At 64.2% G+C, this 17,097-nt stretch carries 14 protein-coding genes and 1 tRNA gene; 3 read left to right on the top strand and 12 right to left on the bottom strand.

Annotated features, from left to right (window positions below; genetic code table 11):
* Positions 1-62: 62 nt before the first annotated feature.
* Positions 63-1,772: a carboxylesterase/lipase family protein gene (locus tag MMAR10_RS09690; RefSeq protein ID WP_011643800.1), complete on the bottom strand. Its 1,710-nt coding sequence runs from the start codon at positions 1,770-1,772 to the stop codon at positions 63-65.
* Positions 1,773-2,129: 357 nt separating this feature from the next.
* Positions 2,130-2,205: transfer RNA gene (locus MMAR10_RS09695), tRNA-Lys, on the bottom strand.
* A 129-nt stretch (positions 2,206-2,334) separates the two neighbouring features.
* Between MMAR10_RS09695 and MMAR10_RS09700 the strand changes: the two genes are divergently transcribed.
* Positions 2,335-2,943, top strand: coding sequence for a hypothetical protein (locus tag MMAR10_RS09700; protein ID WP_150099754.1), 609 nt, complete (start codon positions 2,335-2,337; stop codon positions 2,941-2,943).
* Positions 2,944-2,974: 31 nt separating this feature from the next.
* On the opposite strand, the gene MMAR10_RS09705 is transcribed toward MMAR10_RS09700, so the two are convergent.
* From MMAR10_RS09705 to queA, 3 genes are read right to left on the bottom strand one after another with little or no spacing between them, the layout of a single operon-like run.
* Positions 2,975-3,502, bottom strand: coding sequence for a GNAT family N-acetyltransferase (locus tag MMAR10_RS09705; protein WP_011643802.1), 528 nt, complete (start codon positions 3,500-3,502; stop codon positions 2,975-2,977).
* Between the two features lie 2 nt (positions 3,503-3,504).
* Positions 3,505-4,647: a tRNA guanosine(34) transglycosylase Tgt gene (gene tgt / locus MMAR10_RS09710; protein WP_011643803.1), complete on the bottom strand. Its 1,143-nt coding sequence runs from the start codon at positions 4,645-4,647 to the stop codon at positions 3,505-3,507.
* On the bottom strand, positions 4,644-5,705 hold the full coding sequence (queA, locus tag MMAR10_RS09715) for a tRNA preQ1(34) S-adenosylmethionine ribosyltransferase-isomerase QueA (protein WP_011643804.1): 1,062 nt from the start codon (positions 5,703-5,705) through the stop codon (positions 4,644-4,646). Before queA ends, tgt begins: the two co-directional genes overlap by 4 nt.
* Positions 5,706-5,788: 83 nt before the next feature.
* On the opposite strand from queA, the gene MMAR10_RS09720 reads away from it, so the two are divergent.
* Positions 5,789-6,796 (top strand): endonuclease/exonuclease/phosphatase family protein, encoded by a 1,008-nt coding sequence (locus MMAR10_RS09720; RefSeq protein ID WP_011643805.1) that lies wholly within the window; start codon positions 5,789-5,791, stop codon positions 6,794-6,796.
* Here MMAR10_RS09720 and MMAR10_RS09725 read toward each other — a convergent pair.
* From MMAR10_RS09725 to MMAR10_RS16220, 7 genes are all read right to left on the bottom strand, one after another.
* On the bottom strand, positions 6,787-7,392 hold the full coding sequence (locus MMAR10_RS09725) for a carboxymuconolactone decarboxylase family protein (protein WP_011643806.1): 606 nt from the start codon (positions 7,390-7,392) through the stop codon (positions 6,787-6,789). The genes MMAR10_RS09720 and MMAR10_RS09725 overlap by 10 nt on opposite strands.
* A gap of 4 nt (positions 7,393-7,396) precedes the next feature.
* A complete protein-coding gene (locus MMAR10_RS09730) occupies positions 7,397-7,849 on the bottom strand; it encodes a peptidylprolyl isomerase (RefSeq protein ID WP_011643807.1) in 453 nt (150 codons plus the stop codon).
* An 8-nt stretch (positions 7,850-7,857) separates the two neighbouring features.
* Positions 7,858-8,808: a peptidylprolyl isomerase gene (locus tag MMAR10_RS09735; RefSeq protein WP_049755708.1), complete on the bottom strand. Its 951-nt coding sequence runs from the start codon at positions 8,806-8,808 to the stop codon at positions 7,858-7,860.
* Between the two features lie 2 nt (positions 8,809-8,810).
* Positions 8,811-9,299 (bottom strand): pantetheine-phosphate adenylyltransferase, encoded by a 489-nt coding sequence (gene coaD, locus MMAR10_RS09740; protein ID WP_011643809.1) that lies wholly within the window; start codon positions 9,297-9,299, stop codon positions 8,811-8,813.
* A 105-nt stretch (positions 9,300-9,404) separates the two neighbouring features.
* On the bottom strand, positions 9,405-12,161 hold the full coding sequence (gene gyrA / locus MMAR10_RS09745; RefSeq protein WP_041637510.1) for a DNA gyrase subunit A: 2,757 nt from the start codon (positions 12,159-12,161) through the stop codon (positions 9,405-9,407).
* An 805-nt stretch (positions 12,162-12,966) separates the two neighbouring features.
* A complete protein-coding gene (locus MMAR10_RS09750) occupies positions 12,967-14,694 on the bottom strand; it encodes an ATP-binding protein (RefSeq protein ID WP_011643811.1) in 1,728 nt (575 codons plus the stop codon).
* 277 nt (positions 14,695-14,971) lie between these two features.
* Complete coding sequence (locus tag MMAR10_RS16220; protein WP_011643812.1) at positions 14,972-15,523, bottom strand: winged helix-turn-helix domain-containing protein; 552 nt, start codon at positions 15,521-15,523, stop codon at positions 14,972-14,974.
* Between the two features lie 89 nt (positions 15,524-15,612).
* Here MMAR10_RS16220 and MMAR10_RS16225 point away from each other — a divergent pair, with 89 nt between their 5' ends.
* A complete protein-coding gene (locus tag MMAR10_RS16225; protein WP_011643813.1) occupies positions 15,613-17,094 on the top strand; it encodes a serine hydrolase domain-containing protein in 1,482 nt (493 codons plus the stop codon).
* The last annotated feature ends 3 nt before the right edge of the window (positions 17,095-17,097 follow it).

Genomic DNA, 17,097 nt, shown 5'->3' on the forward strand with positions numbered 1-17,097 from the left:
AGGCGACCAGTCGATTGTTGCAATGCAATGCAAAACACCGGTCGCCGGATGGCTCCCGGCCCTCAGCAGTCGAGTGCGCTGTCGAAGGCCGGGTCCAGGACCGGCTGGCGCCGTGTGATGCCGCCGGCGATACCGCACCGCAGTGTGTCATCAATCCGCGGATCGCTGGCCAGCGCTTCGGCGATCAACTCCGGGCTCTCGAGACGATCGAAAACCGCCGTCCCGCCATCGTCAGGCGAATCAAAGCGCAGCGCCGCCCCGGCATCATTCCAGCGTGGCCAGCCGGGACCGACCCCGGCCCCATCGCCCGGCTGACCGGTTTCGGCAAAAGCGGACCAATAGGCCCCCATTGCGTCGGCGATCGCGGCGCGCCCATCGGCATTGCCATCGGTAAACAAGACCCGGTCAAACGAGCCGAACAGTTCGAAATGATTGAACACGAAAGGAATTTCCATCGCGTGGGCGGCACCCAACAATTCTCCGGTATCGGTGATCAGCACCGAACCGCCCTCGTCCCAGTCAAAGCGATAACTCCACAGATCGTCTCGCCCATGGGCCGCCAGCCGGTCCAGCAATCCGTCGACCGCGTTATAGCGCCAGATACGGCTGGGATATTCGACGGCGGCTTCATAGGTGTCGCGGTCGCGCAACCAGATCAGCGGTCCCAGCCGCCGCGTCAGGCGCGGATCGAACACCGTGTAGAGCTTCATCTCGTCGCGATTGGTGCCGGAGATCAGCGGCACCGGCGCGAAACCGTCCGGATCCTCGGCGGCGGCGAGAATGCCGCCCTCGCGCAATGTCACCCCGTCCTCGATCATGCGTGGCATGGAGGTCAGCTCGCCATCCTCGTCGCGATAGGGCGCATAGACCTCGGCCAGCGAGGCGGCTCGCATGGCGGTTCCTGTGGCGTCAGGTCCGGCTATCACCTCACCGGCCGCCAGTCCGGCGACCGCGTCCAGCCCACCGCCATTCTCGGCGACATCAAGAGGTACAGACGCCGTGCCGCCACTCTGCATGATCGCCCCGTGGAACAGGCCACGCGCCTGCGGCATCGCCATCAGGCCGGCGATATTATAGGCGCCGGCGCTTTCACCGAACACCGTCACCCGACCGGCATCGCCACCAAAGGCATCGATATTGCCGCTGATCCACTGCAGGGCCGCCACCAGGTCAAGCAGGGCGAAGTTCGCGGCTGCATCGTCCGCGATCCCGGCCTCGGCCCGCAGTGCCGGATGAGCCAAAAAGCCGAGCGGTCCGAGCCGGTATTGCACCGACACGATGATCACGCCGCGCTCATTGGCCAGGTTGGAGCCGTCATAGGCCGAGGACGAGCCCCAGGTATTGGCGCCGCCATGAATCCACATCATCACCGGCAAATCATCGCCCGGCGCGGCATTGCGCGGCGCATAAATGTCGAGCGTCAGGCAATCCTCGGCGCCAATCAGAATGCCGGTGTCGTACTCGTCCCCGGCGCTGAGCGTATTGGTCACCTGCGGGCAGGCCGGCCCGGCCGCCAGCGCCTCATACCGAGCCGCAAAGGCTAGAGGCGGCCGCGGCGCGCGCCAGCGCAGCTCCCCCTCGGGCGGCGCGGCATAGGGCACCGCCATCCAGGCCGCCGCGCCGGTCTCGGTCTCGAAACCGACCAGCTCGCCCTGGGCGATGGTGCGGGCCAGGTCCTCGGCCATGACGGGCACAAAGACCGGCTCATCACCGGAACAAGCGGCCACCAGTATCGCGGTCAATCCCGCCAGGAAATGTCGGATACGCATCATGCCCTCCCCCCAGACTTTGGCGAAAAGCTGGGGTGGTATGGCGGGTGGGTCAAGTAATTCGCGGGGGAAATGCGGTTTTCGATGCCTCGGGATGAGTGGGACGCGCTGAAATGGACGTCGCCGAAGGGCGGCTGGTCTCCCTGGAACCGCGCGTTACCCAAGGCGCGCTGAAGCGCTAACCGCGCCATAAACCCCTTGCCGGGAGTTCGCCGTATCCGGTTCGCGAGGTCAAGGGGTCTATGGATCAGGCTGCGCCCGGCGCGGGTGATTTATATGTGCCCGAAACAGACGGCATACGCCACCCCGGCGCACCAAGCACCGAGCCACCACTCACTTGAAAATATGGAAGAAAAGGAGTGGTGAGCCGACAGGGGCTCGAACCCTGGACCTACTGATTAAAAGTCAGTTGCTCTACCAGCTGAGCTATCGGCTCCCCGAACGAGGAGCGCGGAACCTATACGGGCGATTCCGGAGGGTCAATCGGGGTTTGACTGCGGATTTCAGCATTTTTGATGAGATTTCGCCGCAATCGCGGATTAAAATGCAGCGCATGAGGGGAAGATTGAGTCTGTTGGCATGTGTCATCGTGGCGTTGAGCGCGAGCGCATGCAGTTCAACACGACAATCCGCAAGCAGTGCCGGCAGCTTTGCCCGCGAGGAAACAGCCGAAGCATTCGAGGATGCCGTCGGCCTGCCGCGTGAGCGGCCGGGCCGCGTCATGGTGGACGAGGGCGAAGAGACCGTCCCGACGCCCTATGGCGGTGACGGCGCCCGACGTCGCTGTTCGACCGTCGCCCAGGATGTTGCCAGACTGACCGTCGTGCTCGGTCCGGACATTGAGGAAGAGCAACGTCTGGCGGAAGAGGACGCACACGAGCATGACACCTGGCTGGGTCAGGGCGCGCATATCGCCGCACAGGCACCGGATGCGGCGGCGGACGGCGCGCGCGGGCTCTACCACTCGACCATTGTCGGCCTGAACCCTGTCCGCCCCGTGGTACGCTTTCTCGGCGGTGCCGGTCGCATCGAGCGGGAGGCCCGCGAACAGACAGAAATGGCCCAGCGCCGACGCGCTTATCTGCGCGGCCTGTATGATGGCTTCGGCTGTCCGCCGGCCCAGATGCGCCGCGCCTTCGAGGCCTATGGCCTGGTCGAGGACGAGCACGACTGACGCCCTCGCCTCGCCGATCTCCGGACCGCGATCAGATCAGCGACTTGTAGAAGAAGGTTGTCGAGCAAGGCGACCCATCCGGAAACAGCGCATAGTCCGGCACCGCCCCGACCTCGACCCAGCCGCGCTTGCGATAGAGCGCCTCCGCCGGTGAGCCGGTCACCGTGTCCAGGACGAGCGTGCGCAGCCCGGTCTCGCGGGCATGGCTCTCCAGCGCCGCCATCAACGCATCGGCCACGCCGCGCCGCCGGGCGTCCGGTGAGACCATCAGCTTGGCGACATCGCCGCGATGGGGCTGGTTGTCCGGCAGGCCGGTAATGAGCTGGACGGTGCCGAGAAGCGTGCCAGACGCGGTGTCCCGGGCGGACCAGAGGAGCCGGTCGCCGCGCTCAACCTGACTGGCGATGTCGGTCCAGAACGCCTCGGCCCGCAGCGGCGAAAGGTCCGCCATGAAGCCGATGGAAGCACCGGCCTCAACACAAGCGGTCAGAAGTTGCGAGAAATCGGGCAGCGTTACCGCCAATTCGGCATGATCGAGCAAGCGAAGCGTCAAAGGCATCCCTAGCCCGCTCGCTCTGCCGCTTCGGCCTGACCTTGCTCCCACTTGCCCCGGAACTCTCGCCGGAACGCCTCGAACTCACCCGCCGCGATGGCCGCGCGCATGCGGGCCGTCAAATGCTGGAAGTAGGCGATATTATGCCAGGAGAGCAGCATGGCCGAGAGATATTCGCCAGACCGGAAGAGATGGTGGAGATAGGCCTTGGAATAATCCCGGCTGGCCGGACAATCGATCTCCGGATTGAGCGGGCTGTCATCCTCGGCGAACTCGGCGCGCTTGATATTGATCGGGCCATGATCCGACCAGGCCTGACCATGGCGGCCCGAGCGCGTCGGCAGGACGCAGTCAAACATGTCGACACCGCGGGCAACGGCTTCCACCAGGTCGATCGGCTTGCCGACGCCCATCAGATAACGTGGGCGTTCGCTTGGCAGGTGCGGCGTGGTGAAATCGAGCACGTCGCACATTTTCTCAAAGCCCTCACCGACCGCCAGGCCGCCAATGGCATAGCCGTCATAGCCGGTCTCGATCAGACGCTCGGCGCTCTCGCGGCGCAGGTTTTCAAACACCGAGCCCTGGACGATGCCGAACAGGGCCTGGCTGTCGCGGGTGCCGAAAGCCGCCTTGGAGCGCTGCCCCCAGCGGATGGAGAGCTCCATGCTGGTGCGGGCTTCGGCTTCCGAACAGCCAAAGGGCGTGCACTCGTCCAGCTGCATGGAGATGTCGGCGCCCAAGAGGTCGGCCTGGATTTCGATCGAGCGCTCCGGCGTGAGATTGTGCTCGGACCCGTCGATATGGGAGCGGAACTTCACCCCTTCCTCGGTCATTTTGCGCAGCTTGGACAGGGACCAGACCTGGAAGCCGCCACTATCGGTCAGCATCGGGCCTTTCCAGGTCGAGAATTTGTGCAGACCACCCAGCCGTTTCACCCGCTCGGCGCCGGGGCGCAGCATGAGGTGATAGGTATTGCCCAGGATAATATCGGCGCCGGTCTCGCGGACCTGGTCCATGTAAAGCGCCTTCACCGTCGCCGCCGTGCCGACCGGCATGAAGGCCGGCGTGCGGATATCGCCGCGCGACGTCTTCAGCACGCCGGTGCGCGCCGCGCCATCGGTGGCGTGGATCTCATAGGGGAAGGTCGTCATGTGCGGCGCTCCAGCAGGCAGGCATCGCCATAGGAGTAGAAACGATACTCCGCCGCAATGGCATGGGCATAGGCGCGCTGCATGACGTCCAGCCCGGACAGGGCGCTGACCAGCATGAAGAGCGTCGACTTCGGCAGGTGGAAATTGGTCATCAGCATGTCGGTGATGGCAAAATCCGAGCCCGGCGTGAGGAAGATATCGGTGTCCCGGCTGCCGGCACGGACAATGCCCGGCCCTGAGGCCAGGCTCTCAATCGTGCGCAGCGCGGTGGTGCCAACGGGTATGACCCGGCGCCCCTCGGCCTTGGCGGCATTGATCGCGTCGGCGGCCTCCGCCGAGACCGTGCACCATTCGGAATGCATCTGGTGATCATCGGTATCGTCGGATTTGACCGGCAGGAAAGTCCCCGCCCCGACATGCAGGGTGACGCGGGTCTGCTCGACGCCGCGCGCCTCGAGCGCCGCCATCAGCTCCGGTGTAAAATGGAGACCGGCGGTCGGAGCTGCGACCGATCCTTCATGGGTAGCAAAAAGGGTCTGGTAGTCGGCCTCATCCTTCTCATCGACGCCGCGCTTGCGGGCGATATAGGGCGGCAGCGGCATCTCGCCGGCCACCGCGATGGCAGCATCCAGCGCCGCGCCGGCGGCATTGAATACCAGACGGACATCGCCGCCCTCGGACTTGCCTGTCACCTCGGCCTTGAGCGTCTCGCCGAAAGCAATCTCGTCCCCCATGCGCAGACGCTTGGCCGGTCGTACAAAGGCTCGCCAGGCCGAGGCATCGATCCGCTTGTGCAGATTGACCTCGACCTCGACCGGACCGCCGCCGCCCACCGCCCGAGCCGGACGGATGCCTTTCAGCGCGGCGGGGATCACACGGGTGTCGTTGAACACCATCAGGTCGCCGGGCTGCAACAGGTCCGGCAGGTCGCGCACACCGCGATCGGCGAACACGCCATTGGAGGCAACATGAAGCATCCGCGCCGCATCACGCGGACGGGCGGGACGCAGGGCGATCCGCGCCTCGGGGAGGTGGAAGTCAAAGTCGGAAACACGCATGGCTGCGGGGTCTATATACGGACACACCGCTTCGCAATCTTTGGCGTGTAGAAAGCCTGACAAACAAACCGGAACTCCCGCCCGTGCGTCACACGATCTCCGCCTTCCTTGCCTCATGCGCCGTGCTGGGCCTGGCCGCCTTCATCACCCTCGCGCCGCTGTGGCGTGGGTTTGATGCCTGGCGGCAAATCTGGCCGCTGGTCGCGATTTTTGTGGTGGCCGTGACCCTGTTCTCGCTGCGCAACCGGCATCGCTGGGTCCCGCTGGCCCTGGCAGTGGGGTGTGCGCTGGTGTTTTTGCCGGCCGGACCGGAAGTCCTGCGACGTCTCAACCAATCAGCGCCGGGTGCGATCGGCGATGACGCCACCGAACTCACCATCGTCACCCACAATCTTTGGGGACTCAGCACCAATCCTGTCGAAGCGCCTGCTGTCCTGTCCGGACTGGCCCCGGATATCATCGCCCTGCAAGAAGCCACGCGGCAAGCCAAGCCGGTGGTCGACCAGCTGGAAGCCGCCTACCCGCATATCGCCCGCTGTCGCTCGGTCCGCATACTCAGCCGACTGCCGATGCTGGACAGTGGCTGCGTGCGTCATCCGCCGGACATCTCGTTCGAGAACGCCGTGCCGTGTGACTGGGAATTGCCGCCAGCGGTCTGGGCCCGGATCGAACTGCCGGACGGACGCCAGGCTATGATCGTCTCGGTCCATCTGACCTGGCCCTTCCCGTCCGCCGCCCAGGACTGCCAACGTCGCAATCTGGCCCGCGCCCTCGCCCGTGAGCCGCAGGACACGCTGATCGTGATGGGAGATTTCAACGCCGCCGCGCCCTCGCGCGCCCTGACTCGCATTGAACGGGATCTGGACCTGGAACGCCGCTCCATCGCCTTGCCCAGCTGGCCATCGGAAGGCCTGTTCACGCGCGATGGCGGCATCGCCCCGCCCCTGCCGCCGATGCTGGTCGGGATCGACCATATCTTTGCTGGAGAGGCCTGGCAGACAGTGGCTATCCACGCGGGTCCCGATACCGGATCGGATCATCGGCCATTGATGGCACGGGTGCGCTTGCGCGGGTCTGACGATCAATCGTGAGACCAGTTGTCCGGGTCATCTGACGTGTTCGGCGACAGACCCAGCGCTTCGCCGGCGGGGTTCACGCCCAGACCCAGCACCGTCCTGTTGGCGTAAGCGAAATAGGCGGTGACCTGGTTGATCTCGAGAATTTCGCCATCCTCGAAACCGGCCTCGCGCAGGGCCATGGCGTGCATCTGGGTCAACTTGTCCGGCTGCCGGGTCAGCAGTTCGGCATAGCGCAGGCCTGCGAGCTCGCGTCCCGAGAAGGCGCGCTCCGGGATACCCGCGTCGATGGCGTCACGGATTTCGGCCGCCCGCGCGTCGTCATTCAACAAGCGTTTGAGTCCGGCAAAATGGTGCTCGACACAATAGGCGCACTTGTTCAGCGATGAGACCCAGGTGCCGATGGTTTCCAGATAGGCCTTGTCGAGACTGTTGCCGTAATGGTGCAGCACCGCCTTGTAGAGGGCCATATGGCCTTCCAGCGTGTGCGGTCGCAGCGAGTGGACCGCAAGGATATTGTCGATCTGGCCGGTCTTGCCGGCGACCCGGTCATAGATAGCCGAAAGGCGGCCATCGGCCGCCTTTCGATCAAGTGTCTTGATCCAGCTCAAGGCCTTACGCCTCGACGACCGTCGCCTTGATGATCGCGCCCGGATTGGCCGGCGGCTCGCCCTTGGGCAGGGCGTCGACATGGTCCATGCCGGAGATGACTTCGCCCCAAACCGTGTACTGGTTGTTGAGGTAGGGTACGTCATCCAGGCAGATGAAGAACTGGCTGGAGGCACTGTCCGGATCGGAAGCGCGCGCCATCGACATTGTGCCGCGGACATGCTTCTCGGCGGAGAACTCGGCCGGGATGTGCTGGCCGGAGCCACCCATGCCATTGCCGTTCGGGCAGCCGCCCTGGGCCACGAAGCCATCAATCACGCGGTGGAAGGTCAGGCCGTCATAAAAGCCTTCCTTGGCCAGCTCGGTGATGCGGGCGACGTGCTTGGGTGCCAGATCCGGACGCAGCTTGATGGTGACGTCGCCGCCTTCAAGCGTGAATACGAGTTGTTCTTCAGCCATGGGTCTTCCTATTCCACAATTCGTGTCGGCACGGTGATATCGCAAATGTCGGGCAAATTGCCAGACGGGCTGCGCAGCGTGTCGAGATAGGCGGCAAAGGCCGCTGAATCGGTATCGGCGACCTGGACGGTCACCTGCTCGTCGGCCGGCAATTCATCACCGGTCCGCATCGAGCGGATATTGTCCGGCCGGAAACCGGGATCTTCGGAGGCTGACCCGACCGCAATCGCATCGACCGCCGCCTGACCGACGCGCACGCGCCCCCAGGCCGTGTATTGCGCATTGAGGTGCTCGGCATTGCCGCGGGTGATGAAGAACTGGCTGCGGGCCGAATTGGGGTCGCTGGTGCGGGCTGCCGCGGCCGCACCGGCGCAATGCAGCAGCCAGGACTGGACCTGACCGTCACCGGTGATCGCCGCCAGTGCCGAGGTCTGGGTCCCGGCATGGAAACCGTCCCAGAAGCCGGCCTTGGCCATTTGCGGCAAGGCGCGCGGATTGATGACACGGTCCATCAGCTCGGTCACAACCGGCTCGCCAGAACGGCGAACGGTGAACTCGGCTTCAAGTCCTTCCACATCAGCAGCATGACCGGGATTGGTGCGAGCCCCGCCACCTTGCGCCATGAAACCGTCGATCACGCGGTGCCAGACCAGAAAGTCATAGAAGCGTTCATGAACCAGGCGGCGCATGCGGGCGACATGATTGGGCGCGAATTCCGGTGCCATCTCGACAATGACCATGCCGTGGTCGGTTTCGATATAGAGCAGGTCGTCCTGGTCCGCAGTCCGCCAGGCATCGTCGGGCAGATCCCATTGCGGCGCTGCCGCTTCGGACTGCGCCGACGCGGCCGAAGCCAGTCCCGACGCCGCGCCCTGGTCGGTCTGAGAGACTTCGGCTTCGCGGGCGCAGGCGCCGGCTGTCAGGGCCAGGGCGAGAGTGGCGGAAAGGGTAAAACGCATGATCACGCAAGACGCTCCTTCAAACGGCGTTCAATATTGGGCGTCACGAAGGCGGAAATATTGCCGCCCAGCTTGGCGATTTCCTTGACCAGGCGCGACGCGATCGCCTGGTGACGAGGGTCAGCCATCAGGAAAACGGTCTCAATGTCATCATTGAGCTGCTGGTTCATGGCGACCATCTGGAATTCATACTCGAAATCGGACACGGCCCGAAGCCCGCGCACAATCGACTGGGCGCCGATCTCCTCGGCGAAATGCATCAGCAGGCCGTCAAAGGGGCGGACCTCGATCTGCGCACCATCGGCAAACGGGGCGACTTCCTCGCGCACCATGTCAACGCGCTCGTCGAGACTGAAAAGCGGATGCTTGGCCTCGTTGATCGCGACACCGATGACCAGGTGATCGACCAGTTTCACGGCCCGGCCGATAATGTCGATATGACCATTGGTCAGGGGATCAAACGTGCCCGGATAGAGCGCTGTACGGGTCATGGCCAATCTCTCCCGGGCTTGGCGCCCCAAAAGCACCTCCCCGGTGCCGGCTCATGTCTGGCAGAAGGGCGAGGCGAGATCAACAATCCCGCCTCGCCGGTCGCACTATTCGGACGGGCTGTCGCCGGCTTCCGGAGCGGGGCCTGCGTCGGTGACGGTCTCGCCGTCGCCGTCTTCGTCGCCCTCATCTCCGGCATCCTGGATACGAACCACCGCGACGACATTCTCGCCTTCATTCAAGCGGATAAGACGGACGCCGCGCGATGAGCGGCTGGCAATCCGGACGGTATCGACCGGGAAGCGGATCAGCTGACCGCCATCGGTGACGGCCATGATCTGGTCGGCATCCTCGACCGGGAAGCTGGCCGAGAGCGGGATGTCGCGCTTGATGTCGGTCGCCGCGACGCCATTATTGCCGCGCCCCATCACCCTGAAATCATAGGCCGATGAGCGTTTGCCCATGCCGTCCGATGCCACCGTGAGGAGGAATTCCTCGGCCGCACCCAGCTCGGCCAGGCGCTCGGTCGACAGGGCGGCTTCATCATCACCGTCTTCATCACCATCAGTGTTGACGGTTTCGATCTCTTCATCGTCCCCCAGCGCCCGACGCATCGCCGTGGCGTGCTTCATGTAGGCGCGGGCCTCCGGCGAGGTGACATCGATATGATGCAGGATCGCCATCGAGATCAGCTCGTCGCCCTCGGCCAGGCGGATGCCGCGAACGCCAACCGAATTGCGGCCGGCAAAGACACGGACATCGGTGGCCGGGAAGCGGATGGCGCGGCCCTTGTGGGTGGTCAGGAAGACATCGTCCTGCTCGGTACACAGCACCACATTGACGATCTGGTCGTCCTCTTCCTCCAGCTTCATCGCAATCTTGCCATTGCGATTGACCTGGACGAAGTCGGACAGCTTGTTGCGGCGGACGGTGCCCTTGTTGGTGGCGAACATGACATTCATGTCGGCCCATGTGCTCTCGTCTTCCGGCAAAGCCATGATCGAGGTGATCGTTTCGCCCTGCTCCAGCGGCAGGAGATTGATCAGCGCCTTGCCGCGCGTGTTCGGCGCGCCCAGCGGCAGACGCCAGGTCTTGGTCTTGTAGACCATGCCGCGATTGGAGAAGAACAGGAGCGGCGCGTGGGTCGAGGCGACAAACAGCGTCGCAATGAAATCCTCGTCCTTGGTCGCCATGCCCGAACGGCCCTTGCCGCCGCGGCGCTGGGCGCGATAGTCCGACAGCGCAGTGCGCTTGGCATAGCCGCCATGGGTGACGGTGACGACCATCTCGTCGCGCGGGATGAGATCCTCATCCTCGAAATCGAGTTCGGCATCGACGAATTCGGAGCGCCGCGGCGTGGCGTAATTCTCGCGCACCTCGGTCAGCTCGTCGCGAATGATGTCGAGCACGCGCTGGCGCGAGCGCAACAGGTCCAGCAAGTCGGCGATCTGGTCGGCCAGCGTCTTGGCCTCATTGCCCAGTTCTTCACGACCCAGACCGGTCAGGCGGTTGAGGCGCAGTTCCAGGATCGCCCGGGCCTGCTCCTCGGTCAGGCGCAGCGTGTTGTCGTCGCGCAGCATGGAGCGCGGATCGGCGACCAGTTCGACCAGCGGCGCCACATCCATGGCCGGCCAGTCGCGGGCCATCAACTGCTCACGCGCGGTGGCCGGATTGGGGGCCTTGCGGATGAGGGCGATGACCTCGTCGATATTGGCCACAGCCAGCGCCAGACCGATGATGACATGAGCCCGGTCGCGCGCCTTGTTGAGCTCGAACTTGGCCCGGCGTGCCACCACTTCCTCGCGGAAGCGCAGGAATTCCTTGAGGATGTCCAGCGCGCCCAGCAATTGCGGACGGCCGCCGACGAGCGACAGCATGTTGGCACCGAAACTGGTCTGCATCGGCGACCAGCGGAAGAGCTGGTTGAGGATGACATCGGCATTGGCGTCGCGCTTGAGCTCGATCACCACGCGCATGCCATTGCGGTCACTTTCATCGCGCAGATCGGCAATGCCCTCGATCTTCTTGTCGCGGACCAGGTCGGCGATCTTCTCGATCATCGAGGCCTTGTTCACCTGGTAGGGAATTTCGTGGACGATGATCGCCATGCGATCCTTGCGCACTTCCTCGATCGAGGTGCGCGAGCGCATCACGATCGAGCCGCGCCCGGTCAGCACCGCATTGCGGGCGCCAGTGCGGCCGAGGATCAGGCCACCGGTCGGGAAGTCCGGACCCGGGATATAGTCCAGCAGCTCGCCTTCGGTCAGCGAGGGGTTTTCCAGCAGGGCCAGCGTGCCATCAATCACCTCGCCCAGATTGTGTGGCGGGACATTGGTCGCCATGCCGACGGCGATACCGCCGGCGCCATTGACCAGAAGATTGGGATAGCGCGCCGGCAGCACCACCGGCTCCTGGCGTTCGGCCGAGTAATTATCGACAAAATTGACCGTGTCCTTGTCGATATCGGCCAGCAGGGATTGCGCCACCTTCTGCATCCGCGCCTCGGTATAACGATAGGCGGCAGGCGGATCGCCATCGACCGAGCCGAAATTGCCCTGCCCGTCGATCAGCGGCACCCGCATCGACCAGTCCTGCGCCAGGCGCACCAGCGAGTCATAGACCGCCTGGTCACCATGCGGGTGATAGCGACCCATCACGTCACCGACGGCGGTCGCACATTTGCGGTAGGACTTTTCGTGCGTCTGCCCGTTCTCGTGCATCGTATAAAGGATGCGGCGATGGACCGGCTTCAGACCATCGCGAGCATCGGGAATGGCCCGCGACACGATCACGCTCATCGCATAATCGAGATAGGACGACTTCATCTCGTCCTCGATGGCGATATTGCCAATCCCGTCCGGCAGGGCCGGCGGCTGACCGCCCGTATTGTCTGCCCCGTTTCCGGAACCGTCTTCGGGTGTCGTCGGCGTGTCGTCGTGATCGCTCAAGGCGGCCCTCTTTTCATTGTGTCGCAATGGCGGTCACGATTGCCCCGACCGCACCCTCACGAAAATCGCCGCCGATCCCACACCCTCGCGCGCGGGCGCGAATCATCAGTGTGAATCAGGCGGCTTTCCTGTCGCAGAGTCTTAACAATCGCGACGGGGGAGAGCAAATGCGGGGGGCGGTTGGGGGGGGAGAACACACGTCCGGCACTTCACCCGACGCACACCCCGCCCCTCACCGTCATCCTGACGAAAGTCAGGACCCAGTCTCGCAGACTCGATTTTGCCGCCCCCTGCAATGACGTCGCGTCGCAGGCTGGATCCCGATTGTCATCGGGATGACGGTGGTTCCGGGAATTCCAATACCTTTGTCATCCCGGGCGGAGCCCTGACATGATCAGGGCGCAGATCCGGGACCCATACGCCCGGTGCGGCCAGCTTTCGCGATAATGGGTCCCGACTCTGCGGCCTGCTTTCGCAGGCCATTCGGCCGGGATGACAGGCGGGTGGGGGACAGGTGATTTATCTCCCTCCCCCGTCCACCCCGGCGCCGTCGCGCAGAGCTGTCCATACTCCGCTTGTCAGCCAGCAGGCCGATACGGCGAACTCCCGGCGAGCGGTTTATGGCAGGATCTGCGCCTGGGCGCCGGAATGGGAATGCCAGCCGGTACGCTCGTCCTTGTCACGCAGGAGGCGTGCGACAATCACGGCTCTCCGGCGTCCATCAAGCCGCGTCGAGTTGCTCTTGCAGCAGTTCCAGCCGGACAGGCTTGCCGAGCACACCGTCAAAGCCCGCCTCGCCATATTCGCGCACCTGGTGGGTCATCATGTTGGCGGTCTGCGCGACGATCTTGCTGGGCCGTCGGGCTTGAGCCTGTTCCAGCGCCCTGATCTGTTCGAGAACCTCATAGCCACTGAGCCCGGGCATTGAGATGTCGAGAAAGATCGTGCCGAATTCGGCCTGACGAACCGCGTCCATGGCCTCCTCACCGGAGGCGGCAAATTCGGCCGAGAACCCCAGCTTCGCCAACAAGCCGCGCATGACCTCGCGATTGATGCTGACATCATCCACGACCAGGATTTTGAGGTCCCGGGCGGCGGTGTTTGCCGGCGGGCTGACCGCCATCGCTTCGGGTCCGTCCTGCACACGCGCCCCGTCATGGGCCGGAAGCTTCAGGCTTGCCGTGAAGCAGGACCCGACACCGGGTTCGCTTTGCACGTCAATTCGCCCGCCCATGAGCGTGGCCAGTTGCGACGCGATGCACAATCCCAGGCCACTGCCCCCATATTTCCTGGACGTGCTCTGATCAGCCTGGGTAAAGCGCTCGAAGACCCGGCGGACTTCCGCCTCGCTCATCCCGATACCCGTGTCGCGCACGGTGAAGCGAATGTCTGATGGCGTCTCGCCGGGCGAGACCACGAGATCCACGCGGCCTTCGGCCGTGAACTTGATCGCGTTGGAGAGAAGATTGTGAAGTATCTGGGTGATCCGGTTTTCGTCACCGACCCTCTTTTGGGTCAGGTCGAGATCCGGACTGATCTCGATGAAGAACTCCACCGATTTCTCAGCCGCTGTGATGACATAGAGCTGGGCCACGCCATTGATCATCGCCGGCAAGTCGAAGGGCCGGGTCTCGACGACCATCAGGCCTTCCTCGATACGCGAGAGGTCCAGAACATCATTGAGCGTACTCAGCAGGACTTCACCCGACCTGGTGATGGCCTGGACCTGGTCGCTCTGGTCCGGCCGCAAGCTTCCATCGTCCAGCACCCGCGCCATGCCCAGAACACCATTGAGCGGTGTCCGGATCTCGTGACTGACCGTGGCCAGAAACTCGGACTTCACCCGGGTCGCTTCTTCCGCCTGCTCGGACTTGCGCTGAAGTTCGATCGCGGCCTGCACCATTTGCGTGCGAAAGACGCGTGCGCCCGCAAACACGAAGGTCGCGGCCAGGACCTGGCCGGCGATCAGCGTGAAAATGCTCACATCGGGCAAAACGCTCGCCCACTCAGCGCCTGTCATCACGAAAGTGCCGACATAGGCGGCATAGGCCATGAGAAGGGTGGCCAGTCCATCGCGCCACCCCAATGCCAGCGTCACCGTCAATACCGCGGGGATAAACAGCAGATTGCTTGGGCTCACCATCTCCTGGGCGGTCAGCGAGAGCGCAAGGAGGAGGGATGCGACCAGGTGCGATACTATGCGCGTATTCCGCGCGAAATGCTGCGTCCCGACGGTTATGAAGGGGCCGGCCAGGCACATGAGTGAGATCAGACCGCCCAGCGTGACCGACAGCGGGTAGTCCTCAAGATAGGGAATATTGATCGCGGTAATGGCGAGCCCGGATACGCCTGCCAATGTGAAGAAGACCGAAACGGCGCGCTCGCTCGCGAGCCGCAAGCGACCATGTTCCGACTGGTCCGGCCAAATTTTCTGCTTCAGATCCAGCATGATTCATCCAGCGTCGCGGCCCCTGCGCAAGTCTTACAGCAATCAAGTTGAGAATCGCTGAACGCATGGCCCGGCTCATCCGGGACAATCTCACCCAACTCCCAGCCCCCCAAACTCCCGCTCAATCATTTGCCCCCAGACCACGCCGGTGACCAAATCGCTGGTGAAGGCCCATTCCCGTCCAATCCGGCGCCGTCGCGCAGAGCCGTCCACAGATCGCTTGTCAGCCAGCAGGCCGTATCGGCTTCATCGAGATTTCCCCGCGCCACAATGCCCCCTACTCCGTCTCATCCGGCAGCGTCACCCCAACCTCATCCAACTCCCCCGTAAAAATCTCAAACTCCTGCTCAAGCGTCCTCGGCCAGAACACGCTCGCCAGCAGCGCCGTGACAAGCACGCCGACGGCGAGGCCGGTGAGGAAGGGGCGCTGGATGAAGCCCAGGCCGGTGCGCAGCCAGGCCTGGAAGGGTGAGGTCGGGGCCGGGTTTGGCAGGGTTTCGGCGCGCTCGACCGGGGCGCTGAGGCTGTAGCCGATGCGTGGCAAGGTGCGGATCAGGCTGGCATCGCCCAGCAGGCGCCGCAGGCGGGAAATGGCCTGGTTGAGCGCTTCATCGCTGCCATCCTCCTCCCACACCGTCTCCAGGAATTCATCGCGGGTGACCGGGCTTATGCCGCGCCTTGCGAGCAGGTGGAGCACACCGGCCAGGCGCGGCTCGAGGCGATGGGTCTCGCCCTTGCGCACCAGCACGCAGGCGATGAGGTCACAATGGGCCGTGCCGATCCGGAAACGCGTCGCTGAAGCGTCGCCGCCGGGTGAGGAAAATGTCATGTCAGCCTATCCAACAGGTTTTCGTCAGGACGCGATGAACACGCCATCCTAGTCAGCGAGGGCTAACATGAGCAAGGAGAGCGACGACCATGAAAGCTTTGTCATTCCTCACACGCGTATGGCCCCGTCTCGCCGGTGCGACCGGCCTGGTCCCGGGTCTGGCAGTCGGCCTGGCGCTGGCGTTCAGCGCGGCTGGACACACCCAGGCCCTCGACCGGATCACCGCCTCTGATGCCGCCCGCGAACGCCTGTCCGAGGCCTTCGACGCGCTCGAGGCCGCCGGATTTACCGGCATTGTCGGCATTTCGCAGGGCGGCGAGACCGTGCTGATGCGCGGCGCCGGCATGGCCGATGCGCAGACCGGCCGCCCCTATGGTCCGGACACCCAGGTCGATATCGGCTCGGTCACCAAGAGCTATACCGGCATGCTGGCCGCCCAGCTGATCAGCGATGGCACCCTGTCCGCCGATCTGCGCCTGGATGAAGTGTTCGACAATGTCCCCGCCGACAAGGCCGGCATCACCCTGCACCAGATGCTGACCCATGCGGCCGGCTTCCCCGGCGGGGTCGGTGATGATCTGGCGGAGGAGGATTTCGACACTTTCCTGGCCAATGCCTTTGCCGCCCCGCTGCGCTTTGAGCCGGGCACGGATTATTACTACTCCAATGTCGGCTACTCGCTGGCCGCCGCCATCATGGAGCGGGCGACGGGGCAGAGCTATGAGGCCCTGTTGCGCGACCGCCTGATGTCGGTCGGGATCGACCACACCGGTTATCAGACCGCCTTCGATGGTGAGCGCGCGGTGCATCTGGAGGACGGGCGCGATGTGGCCGAGGCCTCCTGGGGCGGCCATCCGCCCAACTGGAACCTGATCGGCAATGGCGGGCTGGTCTCGACCGCGCCGGACATGCTGGCCTGGCGACAGGCCTGGTCGGCCGGCGAGCTGATCTCGCCGCAAGCGCGCGATCTCGGCCAGACACCCTTCCAGGACGAGGGCGGCGGAGCCTCGCATTATGGCTATGGACTGGTGGTCGAGGATGATCCAGCGTTTGGCCGGGTCTACTGGCATAATGGCGGCAATCCGCATTTCAACGCGCATTGGCGCGAGCTCGCCGATCACGGCCTGATCCTGTTTGTGGCCGCCGACCAGCGCCGCCTCAATGCCGACCGGGTTGTCGACGTTCTGACCGCGGCCTGGTTCGACCAGCTCTGGCGCATCGACCCAAGGCCCGCCCGGTCGGCGACGCCGGTCACATTGCCGGACACGCCGGCCGGTCAATTGGTCGCCGATTTCATGGCCACCCTCAAGGGCGACGCCGCCGCGCATCAGGCTTTCATCGAAACGCGTTTTACGCCGGACATGCTGGCCTATGCCGACATGGACCGGCACCTGGCCATGTTCGATCAATTGGCGGCGGATTTCGGTGGCGGCGCTTTGCTCGGCTTCAACGAAACTGCCACGCAGGTCCGTTTCTCCGTGTTTGCGGCGACCATGGGCGAGAGCATTCCGATCACATTCGACATCGCCGGCGATGACGCACTGCGGGTCGCCGGTCTGCAGATCGGTTGAGCA

The sequence above is a fragment of the Maricaulis maris MCS10 genome, from assembly GCF_000014745.1.
In the GTDB taxonomy this organism is placed as follows: Bacteria; Pseudomonadota; Alphaproteobacteria; order Caulobacterales; family Maricaulaceae; genus Maricaulis; species Maricaulis maris_A.